Origin of the sequence: Ornithinicoccus halotolerans, assembly GCF_009602535.1 — a bacterium.
GTDB classification, from domain to species: domain Bacteria; phylum Actinomycetota; class Actinomycetes; order Actinomycetales; family Dermatophilaceae; genus Ornithinicoccus; species Ornithinicoccus halotolerans.
On record NZ_WIQI01000049.1, the window covers coordinates 1 to 20,790 of the forward strand.

Genomic DNA, 20,790 nt, shown 5'->3' on the forward strand with positions numbered 1-20,790 from the left:
GTGCACGAGCAGCCGGGAGCCGGCCGAGCAGGTCTGCCCCGCGTTCTGCAGGATCGCTCGTCGGATGGCCTCCGCCGGCGGGGCCGGTTGCTGCGGGGGCTCACCGGCTGCCCGCCGCTAGCCGCGGCCCGCCGCGGCGCCCTCGGTGAACGGCTGGTCCAGCAGCACGTGCTCGACCAGCAGCGGGGAGGGCGCCAGGTGCGGCTGGTAGCCGGCACTGCCGGAGTACAGCTCCTCGGCGATGACCAGGACCTCGTCGGCGCCGATGTGGTCGATCATCGCGAACGGGCCCATCGGGTAGCCCAGGCCGTGGCGGATCGCGGTGTCGACCTGGTCGACCGTGGCGTAGCCCTCGTCGAGCATCCGCACCGCGTCGTTGAGGTAGCTGACCAGCAGCGCGTCCACGACCAGCCCGGTGCGGTCCCGGGCCACCACCGGGACCGCCTCCAGCCGGCGCACCACCTCGCGCAGCGTCCGCACGGTGGGCCCGGCCGTGGCGTGGTTGCGGCCGATCTCGATGACCTGGGCGTGCGGGGTCGGTGCGTGCACCCGCAGCACCGTCGTCTCCCCGGCCCGGCCGCTGATCGCGGCCAGCGCGACGCCGGAGTAGGTGTTGACCGTGGTGAGCAGCGTGCCCGGCGCGGTCACCTCGCCGAGCTCGGCGAACAGGTCATCGACATCCCGGCCGGCGGGCTCGGACTCCGGGTCGGGCTCCTCCTCCTGGGCCTCGATCACCAGCCCCACCGAGGCCAGCGGCCCCAGGTCACCACCGGCGTCCGGCACGTGGGTGACGCGGAAGCCGGCCTCGTCCAGCCGGCCGGCCAGGTCCTCGGCGAGCGGGCTCGAGCCGACCACCCCGACCGCCTCCGGCACCTCGACGTCGCCGTGGTCGGCGGGGGTGAGCTCATCGGGCACGACCTCCCCGCTCCCGGCGGAGGCGTAGGTGTAGAAGCCCTGGCCGGACTTGCGGCCGAGCCGGCCGCTGGTGACCATCCGTCCCAGCATGGTGCTGGGACGGTGCAACGGGCTGCGGCTGTGGCCGTAGATCACCTCACCGATGTGGTGGCACACGTCCAGGCCGATCAGGTCCATGAGCGTCAGCGGGCCCATCGGCAGCCCGGCGCCCACCCGCATCGCCACGTCCAGGTCCTCGCGGGAGACATGGCCCTGCTCCACCATGGCCAGCGCGGAGTTGAGGTAGCCGAACAGCAGGTAGTTGGCCACGAAGCCGGCCCGGTCCCCCACGACCACCGGCTTCTTGCCGAGCCGCTCGGCCAGCTCCCGCACCCCCTCCGAGGCCTCCGGGTCGGTGCGCGGCGTGGTGATCACCTCGACCAGCCGCAGCACCGGGGCCGGGTTGAAGAAGTGCATGCCGACCACGCGCTCGGGCCGCCGCGTGCCGGCGGCGATCTCGGTGACCGACAGCGAGGAGGTGTTGGTCGCCAGCACGGCGTCCTCCGCGACGACGTCGTCCAGCCGGAGGAACACGTCCTGCTTGACCGAGACCACCTCCGGGACGGCCTCGACGACCAGGTCGGCCCCGGCCAGGTCGGCCAGCTCCGTGCTGACCGTGACCCGGTCCAGCAGCGCCTGCTGCTCCTCCTCGGAGAGCTTGCCGCGGCGCACCGCCCGGCCGGTCGAGGCCTGCAAAATCTCCCGTCCCCGGTCGGCCAGCTCCTCGGTGGTCTCCACCCCCACGACCTCGAGCCCGCCCCGGGCGAACACCTCGACGATTCCGGCGCCCATCGTGCCGAGCCCGACCACACCCACGCTGCTGATCCGTCGTGCCATGGCCCGATCCTCTCACCGGCGGGCGGAGGCGCCACGGTTAGGGTGGGCGCCGTGCGTGTGGTGATCGCCCGGTGCAGCGTCGACTACGAGGGGGCCCTGCAGGCCCACCTGCCGCTGGCCACGCGGCTGCTCATGGTCAAGGCCGACGGGTCGGTGCTGGTGCACTCGGACGGCGGCTCCTACAAGCCGCTGAACTGGATGGCCCCGCCGTGCCACCTCACCGAGCTCGCGCCCGACGAGGCCGAGCGCGAGCAGGGGGTGACGTCGGTGTGGCTGGTGCGCCACGCCAAGCGGGACGACACCCTCCGGGTCCGGGTGCACGAGGTGCTGCAGGAGAGCTCCTACGACCTGGGCGCCGACCCGGGGCTGGTCAAGGACGGCGTCGAGGCACAGCTGCAGCAGCTGCTCGCCGAGCACGTGCACACCCTCGGCGAGGGCTACCGGCTGGTGCGCCGGGAGTTCCCCACCGCGATCGGCCCGGTGGACCTGCTGTGCCGGGACCCCGGCGGCGGCGCGGTCGCGGTGGAGGTCAAGCGCCGCGGTGAGATCGACGGGGTGGAGCAGCTCAGCCGCTACCTGGAGCTGCTGAACCGGGACCCGCACCTGGCCCCCGTGGCCGGCGTGTTTGCCGCCCAGGTCATCAAGCCGCAGGCCCGCACCCTGGCCGCGGACCGGGGCATCCGGTGCGTGACCCTGGACTACGAGGCGCTGCGCGGGATGGATGACGCGGAGTCGCGGCTGTTCTGATCGACCGGGCGACCCGGGGCCACGGCACGGCCAGCGCGGGCCGTCCGGCAGACTTGGGCCATGACCACGCGGGCCGCCGTCGCCGCCCCGAACCCGCTGTGCGCACAGGCCGGGGCGGCCGCGCTGGCCGCGGGCGGGAGCGCCGTGGACGCCGCCGCCGCCGCGCTGCTCACCGCCTCGGTCACCGAGCCGGGGATCATGGCGCCACTGGGCGGCTGCTTCGTGTCGGTGTGGCCGGCCGCGGGGTCCCCGGTGGTCATCGACGGCAACGTGGAGATGCCGGGCCGGGAGGCAGCGCCGGAGCGGTGGGGACAGGGGCTGGTCACCTGCCGCACCAGCTACGGCGGCGGGCTGACCACGCTGGCCGGTCCCGGCTCGGTGGCTACGCCCGGGATGGTGGCGGCCCTCGGTGAGGCGCACGAGCGGTACGGGCGCGCACCGTGGGCCGAGCTGCTCGGCACCGCCGTCACTGCCGCCCGCGAGGGGTTCCCGCTCGGCCGGTCTGCGGCCTCCTACCTGGCGCTGGTGCGCGACTCGGTCCTGGCCTGGGACCCCGCGACGCGCGCCGTCTACACCGACGCCGGTGCCGCGCTGCCCGCCGGGCACCTGGTCCGCGACGAGGCGCTGGCCCAGAGCCTGGAGCAGCTGGCCGCCGAGGGGCCGCAGTCCCTGTACACCGGCGAGCTCGGGCGGCGGCTGGCGCGGGACGTGCAGGAGCGCGGTGGCCTGCTCGGCCCGGCGGACCTGGCTGCCTACCGGCCGCTGGTGCGCGCCCCGCTGCGGACCCGGCTGGCGGGGTGGGAGCTGGCCGCCAACCCGCCGCCGTCCATCGGCGGGCCGGTGCTGACCGCGATGCTGCGGCTGGTGGAGCACGCCCCCGACCGTTCTGCGCGGACCCTCGCCGAGGTGATGCGCCGGGTGCTGGACCTGCGGCTGCAGCGGCTGGACACCGCCGAGGACCTGGAGGCGGCCGGGCACGAGCTCATCAGCACGTTGCGCGAGCTCGGGACCGTCGGCCTGCCCCGCTCGGCCGACACCGTGCACGTCTCGGTCGTCGACGCCGAAGGCACCGCCTGCGCCGCGACCGCCTCGGCCGGCTACGGCTCCGGGATGACCGTCAGCGGCACCGGCTTGCTGGCCAACAACGCCCTGGGCGAGCCGGAGCTGAACCGCCGCGGCACCCACGTGCTGCCGCCGGGCACCCGGCTGCCCTCGAACATGGCACCAGCGACCGGCCGGCACGCGGACGGCTCCGTGCTGGCCATCGGCTCCCCCGGCGCCGACCGCATCACCACCGCCCTGCTGCAGGTGCTGACCCGGTTCTGCCTGGACGGCGAGGAGCTGCAGCACGCCGTGGACGCCCCGCGGCTGCACGTCCGCCACCTCGCCGTCCCCGGCGACGACGGTGAGGTCACCGTCCGGCTGGACCACGAGGACGACCCGGCGCTCACCGAGGCGCTGGCCGGGCACGAGCTGCCGACGTTCGTCCACGAGCCGCACGCGATGTACTTCGGCGGCGTGGGCGCGGCGCTGCGCGCCGCCGACGGCGCGCTGCACGCCGCCGCGGACCCGCGCCGGGCATCGGCCACCATGGTCGGATGATGCTGCGCGACCTCGACGACGACGCCCTGCGCTCCGCCGCCCCGCTGAAGTGGGCGCTGGACGGGCCCGACGTGCTCCCCGCATGGGTGGCCGAGATGGACTTCCCCGTCGCCGAGCCGGTGCAGCACGCGGTCACCGCCGCGGCCGCCACCGGGGTGCTCGGGTACCCGCCGCCGGCCGAGACGCTGGGGCTGCCGGACGCCTTCGCCGGCTTCGCCCGGCGGCACTGGGACTGGCCGGTCGACACCGGGCGGGTGACCGTCCTCGGCAGCGTGATGGCGGGGATGGCGCTGGCGCTGCGGCAGCTGGCCGAGGCGGGCCCGGTCGTGGTCCCCACCCCGGTGTACCCGCCCTTCCTGGCGACCGTGACCGACACCGGCCACGCGCTGCGGGCGGTGCCGCTGCTGGAGCGCGCGGGCCGCTACCGGCTCGACCTCGCCGCCATCGCCCGTGAGCTGGCGGACGGGGCGCGCACCGTGCTGCTGTGCCACCCGCACAACCCGGTCGGCCGGGCGTGGTCGGCCGAGGAGCTGGCCGAGCTGCGGGACGTGGTGGAGCCGGCCGGCGCGCGGGTGATCACCGACGAGATCCACGCGCCGCTGACCCACCCCGGGACGGCGTTCGTGCCCTATGCCCAGGTGGCCTCCTCCGACGCCCCGGTCACGACGCTCACCGCAGCCACGAAGGCGTTCAACATGCCCGGGCTGCCGTGCGCGCTGCTGGTCAGCCAGCTCCGGGAGGACCACGCCCGGCTGCAGCGGCTGCCGCCGGTGCTCACCCATGGCGCGACGGGCCTGGGGATGGCGGCCGCGACCGCGGCCTACCGCGACGGAGACCGCTGGCTGGCGGCGGTGCGCGAGCGCGTCGCCGGCAACCTCGCGCTGCTGCAGGAACGGCTGGCCGACCGGCTGCCCGCGGTCCGGATGGCACCGGCAGAGGCGACCTACCTGGCCTGGCTCGACGTGCGCGAGCTCGGGTTGGCCGCGCCCGCCCGCACCGCGCTGGAGCGAGGGCGGGTGCGGCTGGAGCAGCAGGACTTCGGGCCCGGGTCGGCCGGCCACGTGCGGGTCAACGTCGGCACCAGCCCTGTGCGGGTGGAGCAGATCGCCGAACGGCTGGTGCGCGCCTGGGGGTGACCGGGCGCGGCCGCCACGCCGCCCGACGGCAGCCGTCTCAGCGGATCGGGGGGAACGGCGGTGCCCCGGGCACCGGGCCGGGCAGCTCCCAGGCTCTGCTGCCGTCCAGCCGGGCCAGCACCAGGTGCAGCCGGGTGATCCGCAGCAGCCGTTCCAGCCGCTCGGTGGCCTCGGCGATCACCAGCCGGCGGCCGAGCCGGCGGGCCCGGTGGTGCAGCCCCACCAGCATGCCGAGCCCGGTGGCGTCGGCCACCTCGGCCTCCGCCAGGTGCAGCACCAGGTCACCCTGCCCGCCCAGCAGGGCACGGTGCAGCGCCGCCCGGACGTCGGGCACGGTGCGCACCTGCAGCGGCCCCCGCAGCGTCACCTCCCGGCCCGGGGAGTCGACGAGGATCTCCACCGGGACCACGCTGCTGCCCCCGAGCGCCGCCGCACCCACCATGTCCAGCCCCTTCCTGCATCAGCCCTGCCACCAGCATCTACCTCTCCAGACGTCACGGCGGGGGAGCCGGTTGCCCGTGGCACGTCACGATCCGGTCACGACTGGGCCACACCGGCGGCCGCGAGGGGCCACGACCACCCGGGGCGGGTCTGCCACGATGGCGCCATGGTCATCCTCAACCGCATCTACACCCGCACCGGCGACGACGGCACCACCGCGCTGGGCGACTTCAGCCGCACCACCAAGACCGACCCGCGACTGGTGGCCTACGCGGACACCGACGAGGCCAACTCGGCGATCGGGGTGGCGCTGGCCGGTGGGGCGCTGCGGGAGGACGTGCGCACGGTGCTGCTGCGGGTGCAGAACGACCTGTTCGACGTCGGTGCAGACCTGTGCACGCCACTGCGCAGCAGCTACGAGCACCCGCCGCTGCGCGTGGAGCAGGCCTGGGTGGATGAGCTGGAGACCGACTGCGACCGGTACAACGAGGAGCTGGAGAAGCTGCGCTCCTTCATCCTGCCGGGCGGGACCGCCGGGGCCGCGCAGCTGCACCTGGCCCGGACGGTCGTCCGGCGGGCGGAGCGCAGCGCCTGGGCGGCGCTGGAGACGCACGGCAGCGAGCCGGCCCCCGAGGAGGCCGAGCGGGGCGTCGGCGGCGTCAGCCCGCTGACCGCGACCTACCTGAACCGGCTGTCCGACCTGCTGTTCATCCTCGCCCGGGTGGCGAACCTGCAGGCCGGCGGGGACGTGCTGTGGCGGCCCGGCGGCGGCCGGCAGGAGCGGTCCTAGCCGGGCTCAGGCGACGTTGCTGTTCCAGCCCGGGGGCACCGACTCCAGCCAGGAGCGCAGCGCCGTGTAGTGCGGGTGCCCCAGCGCCAGCTCGAACGAGTCCTCGCCGTAGCGGCAGGTCACCGCGGTCGCCCGCACCCCCCGCGGCAGGCCCGGGCAGGAGTCGGTGAGCGTGCGCGCGACGCCGAGGTCGAGGACGGCCCGGTCCCACCGGTGCTCCGGGCGCACGGAAAGACCGCCTGGACCGAAGTGGTCCAAGCGGTCGTGGTCGTAGCGGAGCCGGCCGGGCCGCCACGGCTGCGCGGCGGAGACGCGGTAGCAGCAGGGCACCGGCCGCAGCCGGGACCCACCCGCGGCGCGTCGCTGGCGGGCTCCCCAGGTGGCCAGCAGGACCACGGCCAGCGCGGCCACGACCGCGAGGGCGACGAGGAGGATGCCGTCGCCGTCCACCGTCAGTCCGTGGCCCCCGAGCTGAGCGACGACGCGTCCACCTGCTCGGCGACGATGGTGACGCGGTCGTGGTCGACCGAGAGGAACCCGGTGTCGATGGTGACCGTCTCCCGGCCGTCGCCGGTGTCGATCCGCACCTCGCCCTCCACGAGGACGCCCAGCAGCGGGGAGTGGCCGGGGAGGATACCCAGGTCACCCTCGGTGCTGCGGGCGCTGACGGCCTGGGCCTCGCCGGACCAGACGCGGCGGTCAGCCGCGACCAGCTCGACCTGCAGCGTGCTCACGAATGTTCCTCCCAAGACGGTGGATGCGGGTGGTCAGTCTAGCGCGCGGGGGGTGGGGCGTCGGCGGCCGGCTCCCCAGCCTGCTGCCCGGCCAGCGGGCGGTCGTCGACCGGCCCCGGCAGCGCGCCGGTGACCCGGTTCAGCGCCTGCATGCCGTGGTAGACGACCAGGGCGGCGCCGGTGCCGAGGGCGATGCCGGCGAACTCCAGGTCACCGACCAGCCAGGTGTAGTCCGCGATGCCGACGACCAGGGCCACCGCGGCGGTGGTGAGGTTCACCGGGTGGGCGAAGTCCACCCGCGCCGCGACCCAGATCCGCACCCCCAGGACGCCGATCATGCCGTACAGCACCGTGGCCGCCCCGCCGAGCACCCCGGCGGGCACGGTCTGGATCAGGGCGCCGAAGGTCGGCAGGAACGCCAGCCCCACGGCGGTGAGGCCGGCGACCCAGTAGGCGGCCGTGGAGTACACCCGGGTGGCCGCCATCACCCCGATGTTCTCCGCGTAGGTCGTCGTCCCCGAGCCACCCCCGGCACCGGCCAGCGTCGTCGCGAGCCCGTCGGCCATGAGCGCCCGCCCCATCACCGGGTCCAGGTCCGCTCCGGTCATCTGGGCGACCGACTTGACGTGCCCGACGTTCTCGGCGACCAGGACCAGCACGACGGGGACGAAGAGCCCGGCGACGCTCCAGTGGAAGGCGGGCGCCATCAGCTCCGGGGCGCCCAGCCACGCCGCCTCCCGCACGCCGGCCAGCTCGACCTCCCCCCGAACCACTGCGACCAGGTAGCCGACCGCGACCCCCAGCAGGATCGACAGCCGCCCGAGCAGGCCCCGGAACAGGACCGAGCACGCCACGATCGCCGCGAGCGTCGCGGCGCCGGTCACCGGCGACTGCATGAAGTTGTCCTTGGCCGCCGGGGCCAGGTTGAGGCCGATGAGAGCCACGATCGCGCCGGTGACCGTCGGCGGCATCACCCGCTGGATCCACCCGTGCCCGACCCACTGGACCAGCAGGCCGACAGCGGCGAGGGTCACGCCGGCCAGCACCACGCCGCCCAGCGCGCCGGCCGGCCCGTGGCTGGCCTGCGCGGCCGAGATCGGCGCGATGAAGGCGAACGAGGACCCCAGGTAGCTGGGGACCCGGTTGCCGGTGAGGAGCAGGAAGAGCAGGGTTCCCACGCCGGAGAACAGCAGCGTCGTCGACGGCGGGAACCCGGTGATCAGCGGCACCAGGAAGGTGGCGCCGAACATCGCCACCACGTGCTGGGCCCCGATGCCCACGGTCGGCAGCCAGGCCAGCCGCTCACCGGGCGTGACCACCTCGCCGGGGCGGACGGAGTAGCCGTCCCCGTGCCGCCGCCAGCGGAAGGTCTCGATCACGGCAGTCTCCTCTGCGCACGGCAGCGGCGGCGAGGAAGGGCCTCGCCGCCGCCGGGGGTGCTGCTGGTCAGCTGTTCTTCTCCAGCTCGTGCGCCTGGCGCTCCACGTCCTCGAGCCCACCGCACATGAAGAAGGCCTGCTCGGGCAGGTGGTCGTACTCGCCGTCGGCGACCCGGGTGAAGGCCTCCACCGTCTCGCTCAGCGGCACCGTGGAACCCTCGATGCCCGTGAACTGCTTGGCCACGTAGGTGTTCTGCGACAGGAACCGCTGGATACGACGGGCCCGGCCGACCAGGATCTTGTCCTCCTCGGAGAGCTCGTCGATACCCAGGATGGCGATGATGTCCTGCAGCTCCTTGTAGCGCTGCAGGATCGACCGCACCCGGACGGCGGTGTCGTAGTGCTCCTGGCTGATGTAGCGGGGGTCCAGGATCCGGCTGGTGGAGGTCAGCGGGTCCACCGCCGGGTAGATGCCCATGGAGGCGATCGGGCGGGACAGCTCGGTCGTGGCGTCCAGGTGGGCGAAGGTCGTCGCCGGGGCCGGGTCGGTGTAGTCGTCAGCCGGCACGTAGATCGCCTGCATCGAGGTGATCGAGTGGCCCCGGGTGGAGGTGATCCGCTCCTGCAGCACACCCATCTCGTCGGCGAGGTTGGGCTGGTAGCCCACGGCGGAGGGCATCCGGCCGAGCAGCGTGGAGACCTCCGAGCCGGCCTGGGTGAACCGGAAGATGTTGTCGATGAACAGCAGCACGTCCTGCTTCTGCACGTCGCGGAAGTACTCCGCCATCGTGAGCGCGGACAGCGCCACGCGCAGTCGGGTCCCCGGCGGCTCGTCCATCTGGCCGAAGACGAGCGCGGTCTGCCCCAGGACGCCGCTCTCCTCCATCTCGACGATGAGGTCGTTGCCCTCGCGGGTGCGCTCACCCACGCCGGCGAACACCGACACACCACCGTGGTCGCGTGCGACGCGGGCGATCATCTCCTGGATGAGCACCGTCTTGCCGACGCCGGCGCCACCGAACAGGCCGATCTTGCCGCCCAGCACGTAGGGGGTCAGCAGGTCGATGACCTTGATGCCGGTCTCGAACATCTGCGTCTTCGCCTCGAGCTGGTCGAAGGCCGGGGCCTGGCGGTGGATGCCCCAGCGCTCGGTGACCTCCAGCCGCTCGCCCTCCTCGAGGTTGAGGCAGTCACCGGTGGCGTTGAAGACCTTGCCGAGCGTCACGTCACCCACCGGCACGGTGATCGGGCCACCGGTGTCCTGGACGGTCGCGCCGCGCACCAGCCCGTCGGTCGGCTGCAGCGAGATGGCGCGCACCATGTTGTCGCCGATGTCTTGGGCGACCTCGAGGTTCAGCCTGCGGGTCTCCCCGCCCAGCTCCACGTCGGTGGTGAGCAGGTTGTAGATCGAGGGCATGTCGTCCGGCGGGAACTCGACGTCGACGACCGGGCCGATGATGCGGGCGAGCCGCCCGACGCCGCCGGTACGGGTCTCCTGCGAGGTGTCGTTCACAGTGGCAGTCATGGGTGCTTCCTTCTCACTTGGCGTCGGCGAGGGCGCTGGCGCCGCCCACGATTTCGCTGATCTCTTGGGTGATCTCGGCCTGGCGGGCCTGGTTGGCCAGCCGGGTGTAGGTCTTGATGAGCTCCTCGGCGTTGTCCGTCGCCGACTTCATCGCCCGCTGCCGTGCCGCCAGCTCCGACGCCGCCGCCTGCAGGAGCGCGTTGTAGATGCGCGAGGTGACGTACTTGGGTAGCAGCGCGTCCAGCACCTGGGGTCCGCTGGGCTCGAACTCGTACAGCGGGAACAGGTCGGCCCCGGACTCGCTGACGTCCTCCTCCACGACCTCCAGCGGGAGCAGCCGGACCACCTGGACCTCCTGGCTGACCATGTTGATGAACCGGGTGTAGACCAGGTGGATCTCGTCGACCCCGCCCTCGTCGGCGCCCTTGATGAAGTCGGCGGTGAGCCGCTCGCCGATCTCCTTGGCGATCTCGAAGGTAGGCGCGTCCGAGAACCCGCTCCAGCTGGTCTCGTACGGGCGCTGCCGGAAGTTGTAGTACCCCTCCGCCTTGCGGCCGGCCAGGTAGGGCACGAACGTCCGCTGGTCCTCGTGCAGCAGCTCGCGCAGCTGCTCGCTCTTCTTGAGCACGTTGGCTGAGTAGGCCCCCGCCAGCCCGCGGTCGCTGGTGACGATGAGCACGCCGGCCCGGGTGGGGTTCTCCCGCTCCGTGGTCAGCGGGTGGTCCACGTCGGAGAACGTCGCCACCGCCGAGACGGCGCGGGTGATGGCCCGCGCGTACGGCGTGGTCTGCTCGACGCGCTGCCGGGCCTTCAGCACGCGGGAGGCCGCGATCAGCTCCATCGCCCGAGTGATCTTCTTCATCGACTGGACGGACCGGCTGCGCTGGCGGTAGACCCGCTGCTGCGCTCCCATATCTCGCCTCTTTCTGCCGTTCGGTGGGGGTGGTGCAGGGTGCCCTTGGCTGCTGGGGGCCGGGCGGCGGAGCTCCGCCGCCCGGGCCACCCGGTCAGCGCTTCTGGCGCCGGATCTGCTCCTGGTTGACGTCCTCGTCCTCGAGGGAGTCGATGTTCTCGTCGTCCTCGGTGCTGCCGGGGCGCACGCCTGCGTCACCGGAGGGGCGGAACCGCTCCTTGAAGGCCGTCATCGCATCCTCGAGGGAGCTGCGGGTGTCGTCGCCGAGCTTGCCGCTCTCCCGGATACCGGCGAGCAGCCCCTCGTGCTCCAGGCGGAGCATCTCCAGGAACTCGCTCTCGAACCGGCGGACGTCCTCCACCGGCACGTCGTCGATCTGGCCGGTCGTGCCGGCCCAGATGACGGCGACCTGCTCCTCGACGGGCAGCGGGCTGGCCTCGCGCTGCTTGAGCAGCTCGACCATGCGGGCGCCGCGCTCCAGCTGGGCACGGGAGGCCGCGTCCAGGTCGGAGGCGAACATCGCGAAGGCCTCCATCTCGCGGAACTGCGCCAGGTCGACCTTCAGTCGGCCGGACACCTCCTTCATGGCCTTGACCTGCGCGGAGCCGCCGACGCGGGACACCGAGATGCCCACGTCGATCGCGGGGCGCACGTTGGCGTTGAACAGGTCCGACTGCAGGTAGATCTGGCCGTCGGTGATGGAGATGACGTTGGTCGGGATGTAGGCGGACACGTCGCCGGCCTTGGTCTCGATGATCGGCAGGCCGGTCATCGAACCCGCGCCCATCTCGTCGGAGAGCTTGGCGCAGCGCTCCAGCAGCCGGGAGTGCAGGTAGAACACGTCACCCGGGTAGGCCTCACGCCCCGGCGGGCGGCGCAGCAGCAGCGACACGGCACGGTAGGCCTCGGCCTGCTTGGACAGGTCGTCGAAGACGATCAGCACGTGCTTGCCCTGGTACATCCAGTGCTGGCCGATGGCCGAGCCGGTGTAGGGGGCCAGGTACTTGAAGCCGGCCGGGTCGGAGGCCGGCGAAGCCACGATCGTGGTGTAGTCGAGCGCGCCGTTCTCCTCCAGCTTGTTGCGCACCGCCGCCACGGTGGAGCCCTTCTGGCCGATCGCGACGTAGATGCAGCGCACCTGCTTGTCCGGGTCGCCGGACTCCCAGTTCGCCTTCTGGTTCAGGATGGTGTCGATGGCCACCGCGGTCTTGCCGGTCTGCCGGTCACCGATGATGAGCTGACGCTGACCGCGGCCGATGGGGATCATCGAGTCGATGGCCTTGATGCCGGTCTGCAGCGGCTCGTGCACCGACTTGCGCTGCACCACCGAGGGCGCCTGCAGCTCCAGGGCGCGCCGGGCCTCGGTCTCGATCTCGCCCAGGCCGTCGACGGGCTTGCCCAGCGGGTCCACCACGCGTCCCAGGTAGCCGTCACCGACCGGGACGGAGAGGACCTCACCGGTGCGGCGGACCTCCTGCCCCTCGTCGATGCCGGAGAACTCACCCAGCACGACCACACCGATCTGGTGCACGTCCAGGTTCAGCGCCAGGCCGAAGTTGCCGTCCTCGAACTGCAGCAGCTCGTTGGTCATCGCCGAGGGCAGCCCCTCGACGTGGGCGATGCCGTCACCGGCGTCGACGACCCGGCCGACCTCCTCACGGGAGGCGGCGCCGGGCTCGTAGGACTGGACGAACGTGTCCAGGGCGTCGCGGATCTCCTCCGGACGGATCGAAAGCTCCGTCATGTTCTTCTCCTCGTGTACGGGCCGGTCTCCGTGTCGTGGCCGGACCCAGGGCAGGTGGGTGGTCGGTGGCCGTCAGCCGGCCAGGTGGCGTCGTGCCTCGTCGAGGCGGTGGGCGACCGTGCCGTCGATGACCTCGTCACCGATCTGGACGCGGACCCCACCCACTACTTCGGGATCGATGATGACGTTGGCGTGGACGGCGCGCCCGGTCTGCTCGCTGAGAGCGCGGACCAGCCGCTCCCGCTGCGCCTCGTCCAGTGGGACCGCCACGGTGACGACGGCGGTCAGCTGCTCCTGGCGGCGAGCAGCGATCTCCAGGTAGCCCTGCAGCGCCCGGTCGAACCGGCCCAGCCGGGAGCCGGTGACGGCCTGCCGCACCAGCCGCTCGGTCTCTGCGCTGGCGCGGCCGCCGAGCAGCCGGTCGACCAAGGCGGCCTTGGCCTCCGCGGGTGCCCGCCGCTCCACCAGCGCGGCGCGCAGGTCGGGCGTACCGGTGGCGATGCGGGAGAACCGGAACAGCTCGTCCTCCACCTGGTCCAGCCGGCGCTGCTGCTCCGCGGCGGCCAGGATCGCCTCGACGCCCAGTGACTCCAGCGCCACCGTCAGGTCGGCCTCCTCGCTCCAGCGCTGGGCCGCCACCGTCTCCACCAGGCCGCGGGCCTCCGGCGAGACCTTCTCGCCCAGCACCTGGGCAGCCAGCCGGGACTTGTCCGTCCCCTCGCGGGAGGGGTCGGCAAGGGCGCGCCGCAGCCGCACCGACCCGTGGACCACCCCGGCCACGGAGAGGAGCTCCTCACCCAGCCGGGTGCGGTCCACGTCGGGCAGCACCCGCTCCAGCTCGCCGCGAGCGGTGCGGAGGGCACCACGGGAGGGCCCCTGCATCAGGAGTCCGTCCTCTCGGCGCCCTCGGGGCCGCCGGCGACGGTCGTCGGCTGGCGCTCACCGGCCTCCAGGTCGGCGAGGAAGCGGTCGACGATGCCGCGCTGACGGGCCTCGTCCTCCAGCGACTCACCGACGATACGGCTGGCCAGCTCGGTCGACAGCCGGCCGACCTCGCTGCGCAGGGCCACCATCGCCTGGTGCCGCTCGGCCTCGATCTGCCGGTGCGCGGTCTCGGTGATCCGGGCCGACTCGGCCTGGGCCTGCCGGCGCATGTCAGCCACGATCGCTGCGCCCTGCTCCTTGGCCTCCTCGCGGATGCGAGCGGCCTCGTCCCGCGCCTCGGCCAGCTGGGCCCGGTACTCCCGGAGCGCCGCCTCGGCCTCTTCCTGTGCCTTCTCCGCCTTGGCGATCCCGCCCTCGATGGCGGAGGCGCGCTCCTCGTAGGCCTTCTCCAGGTTGGGGACCACCTTCTTGGCGATGATCCACAGGAAGGCCAGGAAGATGACGGTCCCGAAGACCAGCTCCGGCATGTAGGGGAGGATCGGCGGGGATTCTCCCTCGCCCATCGCCCCGCTGGCGACGAGACCGGCGATCGCGGTGTTGTCCACGAGCGTCTCCTGTTCCTGGAAGGTGCCGGCCCCCGGGCTCACCGGAGGGCCGGACTAGTGGGCGGGTCGTCAGCCGACGAAGAAGGCGATGAAGAACAGCACCAGACCGAAGATGGCCAGCGCCTCGGCGAGGGCGAAGCCGAGGATGGCGATCGGCTGGAGCAGCTTCTGAGCCTCGGGCTGGCGCGCCACGCCGTTGATGTAGGCGGCGAAGATCAGACCCACGGCGATGGCCGGGCCGATGGCGGACAGGCCGTAGCCGAGCAGAGTGATGTCACCAGTCACGTCGATTCTCTTTCTGTGTGATGTCCCGGTCGGTGGGCACCGCCGGTGGCAATCGGTCTATTCAGTTGTGCGTCAGTGCTCATCCGCGAGCGCACCGCCGAAGTAGGAGGCGGCCAGCAGGACGAAGACGTAGGCCTGCAGGAACTGGATCAGTGCCTCGAACACGGTCAGCCCAGCGCCCATGATCCAGGCCGGCAGCGCCACCAGGCTGAGGGCTCCCCCGTGCACCAGCAGCTCCCAGCCGCCGATGATGAAGACCACCAGCAGCATGTGGCCGGCGAACATGTTGCCGAAGAGTCGCAGCGCCAGCGTGAGCGGCCGGGTGATGAAGAAGGTCATCAGCTCCAGCAGGAAGATGAAGGGGACCAGCCAGGACGGCAGCCCCGGGGGGATCATGAACCGGAAGTAGCCACCCAGGCCGTGCTTCTGCACGCCGATCCAGTGGTAGACCACGTAGACGATGAGGGTCAGCGCGATAGGGAACGCGACCCGCGCCATCGTCGGGTTCTGGAACGGCGGGATGATGCCGAACCAGTTGTTCAGCAGGATGAAGGTGAACAGCGCGAACAGCAACGGCGTGAAGCGCAGGAAGTCGCGGCTGCCGATCATGTCGCGGGCGATGTCGTTGCGGACGAAGTCGTAGACCCGCTCGGTGAACCACTGTCCCTTGGACGGAACCACCGACGCCCGGCGGGTGGACACCAGCAGCCACACCGTGAGCACGATGAAGGAGATGAGGATCAGCGCCATGGGCCGCGTGAAGTAGTACGTGGTCTCCCCGAGGGAGAACATCGGGAAGAGCGGCTGCCAGAAGTCGGCCGGCGTGGGGGGGAAGTGGCTCTCCTCGCCCGCCATGGGGAGCAGGGTCCCGGCGGCCGTCATGGTCGCACTCACTCGTTCTCCTTGGTCGTCTCGTGAGGAGGAGCCCACCGGAACGTCGCGGGTCGGCACACCCCTGTCCAGGCGGCGTCGGTCACGGTCGTGGGGGTCACGGAGTACCGTACCTGAGCCACAGCAGGTAGATCGACAGCGCCATCCCGGCCAGGACGCCCAGCGGCAGCACGAACCAGGTGCCCAGCAGGTGGTCCACGCCGAAGCCGATCCCGCCGAAGGTGAACGGCCCTGCCAGCAGGTAGGCGATGGCGTCGGTGGCCAGATGGGTCTGTGCACCGCGGCCCGGGGTGTGCTCCTCAGGCCCGGCGGGTTCGCTGCTGCTCATGGCGTGGCTCCGGGGGACGGCTGGGCCCATCATGGTTGGCCCCCGTCCCTGGTGTCGACCGGGGACCCCGGCGCCACCAGCTGCCGCGAGCGCAGGTAGCCGACGATGACGCCGACCTGGAAGACCAGCCCGGCGAGCAGGAACCCGACCGCCAGCGGCACGACGTCGGCCCAGCCCTGGCTGAACACGACGGCCAGCACGACGGCGGTGAGCACCAGCTGGGCGACGAGCACCGCGAATGCCCCGGCCATCGACAGCGCGGCAGGCCCGGCGAGCACCGCCCGGATGGCGAGCAGCCCGGCGGCGAACACCAGCAGCGAGAGCACCCCGCCCAGCAGGGCGGACCACCCCGCGGTCGCGCCGACCAGCAGGCCGGCCACCAGCGCGACCGCGAGCGCGACGACCAGCGCGGCCGGCACCGACCACACGACCATCTGACGCATGGCGCCGTGGCGCCGGGCGTCCGTCTCCAGCGGGGAGGTGGCGGGCAATCGTGATCCTCGGCAGGTCTGGTCGGGGTGCTTGTGAAAACTATCACAAGCACCCCGGTCGGGGCGAACGTCTGGGTGCCGGGGGGCTCAGGAGCGGCCCCACGGCCGCCACGTCAGCAGCCCCGCGACGGTGACCAGCACCGCGATGCCGACCGCCGTCGGCAGCGGGTCGAAGAAGGCGAAGCTGACCGCGCCGATGGCGATCAGCCCGCCCCACAGGTGCAGCAGCGCCACCGCGTGCCGGTGACTGTGGCCGATGCGCAGCATCTGGTGGTGCAGGTGGTGGGAGTCGGGCTTCCACGGCCGCTCCCCCCGTCGGGTGCGCCGCACCACCGCCAGCGCCATGTCGGCCAGCGGAAGCGCGATGATCGCCAGCGGGAGCAGCAGCGGCAGCGCGAAGGCGGTCAGCGCCGAGGTGGCGGCCACCGAGGAGCTGGGATCGACGCTGCCGGTCATCGAGATGGTCGCGGCCGCCAGCAGCAGCCCCAGCAGCAGCGCCCCCGCGTCCCCCATGAACAGCCGGGCGGGGTGGAGGTTGTGCGGGAGGAACCCGAGGCAGCAGCCCATGAGGGCGGCGGTGATGAAGGTCGCCGAGGAGAACACGTTGGGGGGGTCGAAGTCGTGGCTCACCAGGTAGGACCAGGCGAAGAACGCTCCGGCCGCGATGAGGACGAGCCCGGCGGCGAGGCCGTCCAGGCCGTCCACGAAGTTCACCGCGTTCGTCGAGACGACGACGATCAGGACGGTCAGGGTGACCAGGACCGGCTCCGGCAGCACGGTGACGCCGGCCACCGGCAGCGAGAGCAGCTGCACGCCGAAGTAGGCCATGGCGCCGGCGGCCAGCACCTGCCCGGCCAGCTTGGTCAGCCAGTCCAGGTCCCGCACGTCGTCCACGGCGCCCAGCACGGTGATGAGCGCCGCGCCCAGCAGCACCCCGTAGAGCTCCTGGCTCCGGAAGAGCTGACCCAGGTAGGGCAGCTGGGAGGCCACCAGGACCGCGGCCGCGAAGCCCAGGAACATCCCGACGCCGCCCAGCCGCGGGATCGGCACCGAGTGCACGTCGCGGGAGCGCACCGGGGTGACCGCCCCGACGCCGAACGCGAGCCGCCGCGCCGCCGTGGTTGCGACGTACGTGACGATCGCCGCGACCAGCAGGATCAGCAGGTACTCACGCACAGCGGGCGGCTCCCGGCCCGGGGCTCAGGCGGCCGGGTAGGCGGGGAAGGCGCTCAGCACCTCGCCGACCTGCGCCCGCACCTCTCGAGCCACCGGGTGCTCGGGGTCCCCGTCGCTGGCGGTCACTGCGCGATGGATCAGCGCGGCCACCTGGCGCATCTGCTCCTCGCCCATGCCCTGGGTCGTGACGGAGGGGGAGCCGACCCGGATCCCGGAGGCCACGTTGGGCTTCTCCGGGTCGAACGGGATGGCGTTCTTGTTCAGGACGATGCCGGCGGCGTCACACCGCTTCTCGGCGTCGGCGCCGGTGACGCCCACCTCCCGCAGGTCGTGCAGCGACAGGTGGGTGTCGGTGCCGCCGGTGATGGGCCGGATGCCCCGCTCCCCCAGCTCCCCGGCGAGCGCCGCGGCGTTGCGGACCACACGGCCGGCGTACTCGCGGTACTCCGGCGTCGCGCACTCGGCGAAGTTGACCGCCTTGGCGGCGACGGCGTGCATGAGCGGTCCGCCCTGCATCATCGGGAACACCGCACGGTCGATCTTGGCCGCGTGCTCCTCCTTGCACACGATGGCGCCACCGCGCGGGCCACGCAGCACCTTGTGCGTGGTGAAGCTGACGACGTCGGCGTGCGGCACCGGTGAGGGGATGGCGCCGCCGGCCACCAGCCCGATGAAGTGGGCCGCGTCGACCCAGAACACCGCGCCGACCTCGTCAGCGATGGCGCGGAACGCCGCGAAGTCGATGAGCCGCGGCACGGCCGAGCCACCGGCCAGGATGATCTTGGGCCGGTGCTCCCGCGCGAGGTCGCGGACCTGGTCGTAGTCGATGTCCTCGGTCTCGCGGCTGACGCCGTAGTGCACCGCGTCGAACCACTTGCCGGAGAACGACACCTTGAACCCGTGGGTCAGGTGGCCGCCGTGGTCCAGCGACATCGCCAGCACCTTCTCCCCCGGCTTCACGAACGCCCCGTAGACGGCCTGGTTGGCGCTGGCCCCGGAGTGCGGCTGGACGTTGGCGTGGTCGGCGCCGAAGAGCTCCTTCGCCCGGGCGATCGCCAGTTCCTCCACCTGGTCGACCTCCGAGCAGCCGCCGTAGTAGCGCCGGCCGGGATAGCCCTCGGCGTACTTGTTCGACAGCGTCGACCCCAGCGCCGCCAGCACGGCCGGGCTGGTCTGGTTCTCGCTGGCGATGAGCTGGATCCCGGCGCGCTGCCGGTCCAGCTCGCTGACCAGGAGCCGGGCGATCTCGGGGTCCTGCTCCAGCAGGGCCGGGAAGGACGGGCCGTAGTAGCTGTCGGGCCTGACCTCGGTGCTCATGGCGCGCTCCTGATCGTTCGTGCGGGGACGGTGGCGGTGCCGCGGCTGCCGGGGACCACTGTAGGACCCCCCGTCAGCGACCCGGGGGGAGCGTGCGCCGCGCGCCCTGGCGCACCGGCAGACCTGAGGGCCGCATCGAGCCCACCTGCCGCGAGCGGGCGGGAGCGAGGCCCGGGGCGGCCGTGCCGCCGCCACCGGCTGCGGTGTCGGCACCGGTCCCTGCGCCGGCGTCGTGCAGGGTCGTGGCGCCCAGCACCTCCCGCAGCTGCTCGCTGCCGACCGCGCCCGGGCGCAGGATCTCCGGCTCCGCCTTCGTGCAGTCCACGATCGTGGAGGCCACGCCGCCGCTGCGCGGGCCGCCGTCGAGGTAGACCGACACCGCGCCGCCGAGCTGCTCCAGCGCCTCCTGAGCGGTGGTGGCAGCCGGGTTCCCGGTCACGTTCGCGCTGGTGACGGCCATCGGGCCGACGTCGGAGAGGAGGGCCAGGGCGACCTCGTCGTCGGGCATCCGCACCGCGACCGTCCCGTTGGTCTCCCCCAGGTCCCAGCTGAGCGAGGGCTGTGCGCGCAGCACGAGGGTCAGCCCGCCGGGCCAGAACCGGCGCATCAGGATCTTGGCGTACATCGGCACGTCCACGGCCAGGCCGTCCACGGTGCGTGCGCTCGGGACCAGCACCGGAGGGGGCATCTCCCTCCCCCGGTGCTTGGCGGCGAGCACCATCGCGACCGCCACCACGTCGAAGGCGTCGGCGCCCACGCCGTACACCGTGTCGGTGGGCAACACGACGACCCGGCCGGCGCGCACCTCCTCAGCCGCCTCCCGCAGGGCCTCCTCGCGCTGCTGCGGGTCGGTGCAGTCGAGCACCCGTCCCGTGGCCGGAGCCATCGCCACCTCCCAGTTCGTCGGGCCAGTCTCGCACCCCGCCTCGCGCCATCGAGCGCGACCGGGGCCCTGCTACTACAGTGACGCGTGAGACACCGGTCGACAGTCGTCGCCCGGCTCCGCCCAAAGGAGGAAGCATGCGCGGAAGCGGAATGATCTGGACGATCGTCGGTGTGCTGCTGATCATCGTGCTGGTGATCTGGATCCTGAACGCACTGTAGGACCGCCGCCACCGCCGACACGCCGGAGCCCCGCCCGTCCGGCGGGGCTCCGGCGCGCTCAGCGGCGGGCGTGCAGCACGCGGGGCCGCCCGGTGAGGTCGGGATGGTCCCGCAACTGCTGCCAGCCCTGAGCCAGCAGGGCGGCCTTCAGCGCCGCGCCCTGCTCCTCCCCGTGCTCCAGCAGCAGCCGGCCGCCCGGCCGCAGCATCGAGCGTGCCCGGCTGGCGACCAGCAACGGCACCGACAGCCCGTCCCCGCCGCCGCCGTAGAGCGCCTCCGGTGGGTCGTGCCGGGCCACCTCCGGATCCACCGGCACCTGCCCCGGCGGGATGTAGGGCGGGTTGCTCACGACCAGGTCCACCCGGCTGTCCAGCTCGGGCAGCGCGGTCCCGGCGTCACCGAGCACCAGCCGCACCTGCGGGGCGTGGGCGGCAATGTTGCGCTCGGCCCAGGCGTGGGCGTAGGCCGAGACCTCCACCGCGTGCACCTCGGCGTCGGGACGGGCGCGCGCGATCGCCACCGCCACGGCGCCGCTTCCTGCGCACAGGTCCACCACCACCGGCGCGGGGCCGCCGCCGGCCAGCAGCGCCAGCGCTCGCTCGACCAGGGTCTCGGTCTCCGGACGAGGGACGAACACCCCGGGGCCGACCGCCAGCGTCACCCCGTGGAAGTGGGCCTCACCGGTCAGGTGCTGCAGCGGCACCCGGTCTCCTCGCTGGTCCACCAGCCCCTGGTAGCGGCTCTCGGCGGCCGCCTCGACGTCCCGCCCCAGCGCCACCAGCCGGCGCAGCTCACCTCGCTCGACCCCCAGGACGTGCGCCAGCAGCGTCTCGGCGTCCGCGCGCGGGCTGGTGACGCCGGCGCCGGCGAGCCGGGCGGAGAGCGGCCGAGCACCCGGCTGAACGC

General features: G+C 72.9%; 22 protein-coding genes. 4 read left to right on the top strand and 18 right to left on the bottom strand.

Annotation, left to right across the window (positions count from 1 at the left end; genetic code table 11):
- Positions 1–117: 117 nt before the first annotated feature.
- Positions 118–1,791, bottom strand: coding sequence for a 3-hydroxyacyl-CoA dehydrogenase family protein (locus tag GFJ45_RS09735; protein WP_153396634.1), 1,674 nt, complete (start codon positions 1,789–1,791; stop codon positions 118–120).
- Positions 1,792–1,842: 51 nt separating this feature from the next.
- On the opposite strand from GFJ45_RS09735, the gene nucS reads away from it, so the two are divergent.
- Genes nucS through GFJ45_RS09750 form a run of 3 tightly spaced genes read left to right on the top strand, consistent with a single transcriptional unit; the run spans position 1,843 to position 5,276 of the window.
- The gene (gene nucS / locus GFJ45_RS09740) at positions 1,843–2,538 is read left to right on the top strand and encodes an endonuclease NucS (RefSeq protein ID WP_153396636.1); all 696 of its coding nucleotides are present in this window, start codon (positions 1,843–1,845) and stop codon (positions 2,536–2,538) included.
- Between the two features lie 60 nt (positions 2,539–2,598).
- The gene (locus GFJ45_RS09745) at positions 2,599–4,140 is read left to right on the top strand and encodes a gamma-glutamyltransferase (RefSeq protein ID WP_153396638.1); all 1,542 of its coding nucleotides are present in this window, start codon (positions 2,599–2,601) and stop codon (positions 4,138–4,140) included.
- Positions 4,137–5,276, top strand: coding sequence for a MalY/PatB family protein (locus tag GFJ45_RS09750; RefSeq protein WP_153396640.1), 1,140 nt, complete (start codon positions 4,137–4,139; stop codon positions 5,274–5,276). Before GFJ45_RS09745 ends, GFJ45_RS09750 begins: the two co-directional genes overlap by 4 nt.
- A 37-nt stretch (positions 5,277–5,313) precedes the next feature.
- Here the strand turns inward: GFJ45_RS09750 and GFJ45_RS09755 are convergent, their stop codons facing one another.
- Positions 5,314–5,718 carry an STAS domain-containing protein gene (locus tag GFJ45_RS09755; protein ID WP_153396642.1) on the bottom strand — a complete coding sequence of 135 codons (405 nt, stop codon included), beginning with the start codon at positions 5,716–5,718 and terminating at the stop codon, positions 5,314–5,316.
- Positions 5,719–5,883: 165 nt separating this feature from the next.
- On the opposite strand from GFJ45_RS09755, the gene GFJ45_RS09760 reads away from it, so the two are divergent.
- Positions 5,884–6,507, top strand: coding sequence for a cob(I)yrinic acid a,c-diamide adenosyltransferase (locus GFJ45_RS09760; protein WP_153396644.1), 624 nt, complete (start codon positions 5,884–5,886; stop codon positions 6,505–6,507).
- A gap of 6 nt (positions 6,508–6,513) precedes the next feature.
- Here GFJ45_RS09760 and GFJ45_RS09765 read toward each other — a convergent pair whose 3' ends face one another.
- From GFJ45_RS09765 to prmC, 16 genes are all read right to left on the bottom strand, one after another.
- Complete coding sequence (locus tag GFJ45_RS09765; protein ID WP_194288607.1) at positions 6,514–6,957, bottom strand: DUF2550 family protein; 444 nt, start codon at positions 6,955–6,957, stop codon at positions 6,514–6,516.
- A 2-nt stretch (positions 6,958–6,959) separates the two neighbouring features.
- Positions 6,960–7,241, bottom strand: coding sequence for a F0F1 ATP synthase subunit epsilon (locus GFJ45_RS09770; RefSeq protein WP_153396649.1), 282 nt, complete (start codon positions 7,239–7,241; stop codon positions 6,960–6,962).
- 38 nt (positions 7,242–7,279) lie between these two features.
- The gene (locus tag GFJ45_RS09775; protein ID WP_153396651.1) at positions 7,280–8,620 is read right to left on the bottom strand and encodes a uracil-xanthine permease family protein; all 1,341 of its coding nucleotides are present in this window, start codon (positions 8,618–8,620) and stop codon (positions 7,280–7,282) included.
- Positions 8,621–8,687: 67 nt separating this feature from the next.
- Positions 8,688–10,145, bottom strand: a complete 1,458-nt coding sequence (gene atpD / locus GFJ45_RS09780; protein WP_153396653.1) for a F0F1 ATP synthase subunit beta — start codon at positions 10,143–10,145, stop codon at positions 8,688–8,690.
- 13 nt (positions 10,146–10,158) lie between these two features.
- Positions 10,159–11,058, bottom strand: coding sequence for a F0F1 ATP synthase subunit gamma (locus GFJ45_RS09785; protein WP_153396655.1), 900 nt, complete (start codon positions 11,056–11,058; stop codon positions 10,159–10,161).
- A 94-nt stretch (positions 11,059–11,152) separates the two neighbouring features.
- A complete protein-coding gene (gene atpA / locus GFJ45_RS09790; RefSeq protein WP_153396657.1) occupies positions 11,153–12,802 on the bottom strand; it encodes a F0F1 ATP synthase subunit alpha in 1,650 nt (549 codons plus the stop codon).
- A gap of 72 nt (positions 12,803–12,874) precedes the next feature.
- Complete coding sequence (locus GFJ45_RS09795; RefSeq protein WP_153396659.1) at positions 12,875–13,684, bottom strand: F0F1 ATP synthase subunit delta; 810 nt, start codon at positions 13,682–13,684, stop codon at positions 12,875–12,877.
- Positions 13,684–14,250 (bottom strand): F0F1 ATP synthase subunit B, encoded by a 567-nt coding sequence (locus tag GFJ45_RS09800; protein WP_153396675.1) that lies wholly within the window; start codon positions 14,248–14,250, stop codon positions 13,684–13,686. The genes GFJ45_RS09795 and GFJ45_RS09800 overlap by 1 nt, the downstream gene beginning before the upstream one ends.
- 111 nt (positions 14,251–14,361) lie before the next feature.
- Complete coding sequence (locus GFJ45_RS09805) at positions 14,362–14,577, bottom strand: ATP synthase F0 subunit C (protein WP_153396661.1); 216 nt, start codon at positions 14,575–14,577, stop codon at positions 14,362–14,364.
- 72 nt (positions 14,578–14,649) lie between these two features.
- Positions 14,650–15,471 carry a F0F1 ATP synthase subunit A gene (gene atpB / locus GFJ45_RS09810; RefSeq protein ID WP_228386799.1) on the bottom strand — a complete coding sequence of 274 codons (822 nt, stop codon included), beginning with the start codon at positions 15,469–15,471 and terminating at the stop codon, positions 14,650–14,652.
- Between the two features lie 94 nt (positions 15,472–15,565).
- Positions 15,566–15,796: a hypothetical protein gene (locus tag GFJ45_RS09815; RefSeq protein WP_153396663.1), complete on the bottom strand. Its 231-nt coding sequence runs from the start codon at positions 15,794–15,796 to the stop codon at positions 15,566–15,568.
- 29 nt (positions 15,797–15,825) lie between these two features.
- Positions 15,826–16,287, bottom strand: a complete 462-nt coding sequence (locus GFJ45_RS09820) for a hypothetical protein (protein ID WP_153396665.1) — start codon at positions 16,285–16,287, stop codon at positions 15,826–15,828.
- 87 nt (positions 16,288–16,374) lie between these two features.
- Entirely contained in the window at positions 16,375–17,463 is a 1,089-nt protein-coding gene (locus tag GFJ45_RS09825; RefSeq protein ID WP_153396667.1) for a glycosyltransferase family 4 protein, read from the bottom strand.
- Positions 17,464–17,487: 24 nt separating this feature from the next.
- Entirely contained in the window at positions 17,488–18,780 is a 1,293-nt protein-coding gene (locus GFJ45_RS09830) for a serine hydroxymethyltransferase (protein WP_153396669.1), read from the bottom strand.
- 73 nt (positions 18,781–18,853) lie between these two features.
- On the bottom strand, positions 18,854–19,666 hold the full coding sequence (locus GFJ45_RS09835) for an L-threonylcarbamoyladenylate synthase (protein WP_153396671.1): 813 nt from the start codon (positions 19,664–19,666) through the stop codon (positions 18,854–18,856).
- A gap of 276 nt (positions 19,667–19,942) precedes the next feature.
- The coding region (gene prmC, locus GFJ45_RS09840) for a peptide chain release factor N(5)-glutamine methyltransferase (RefSeq protein ID WP_153396673.1) at positions 19,943–20,790 on the bottom strand (848 nt) is incomplete at its 5' end.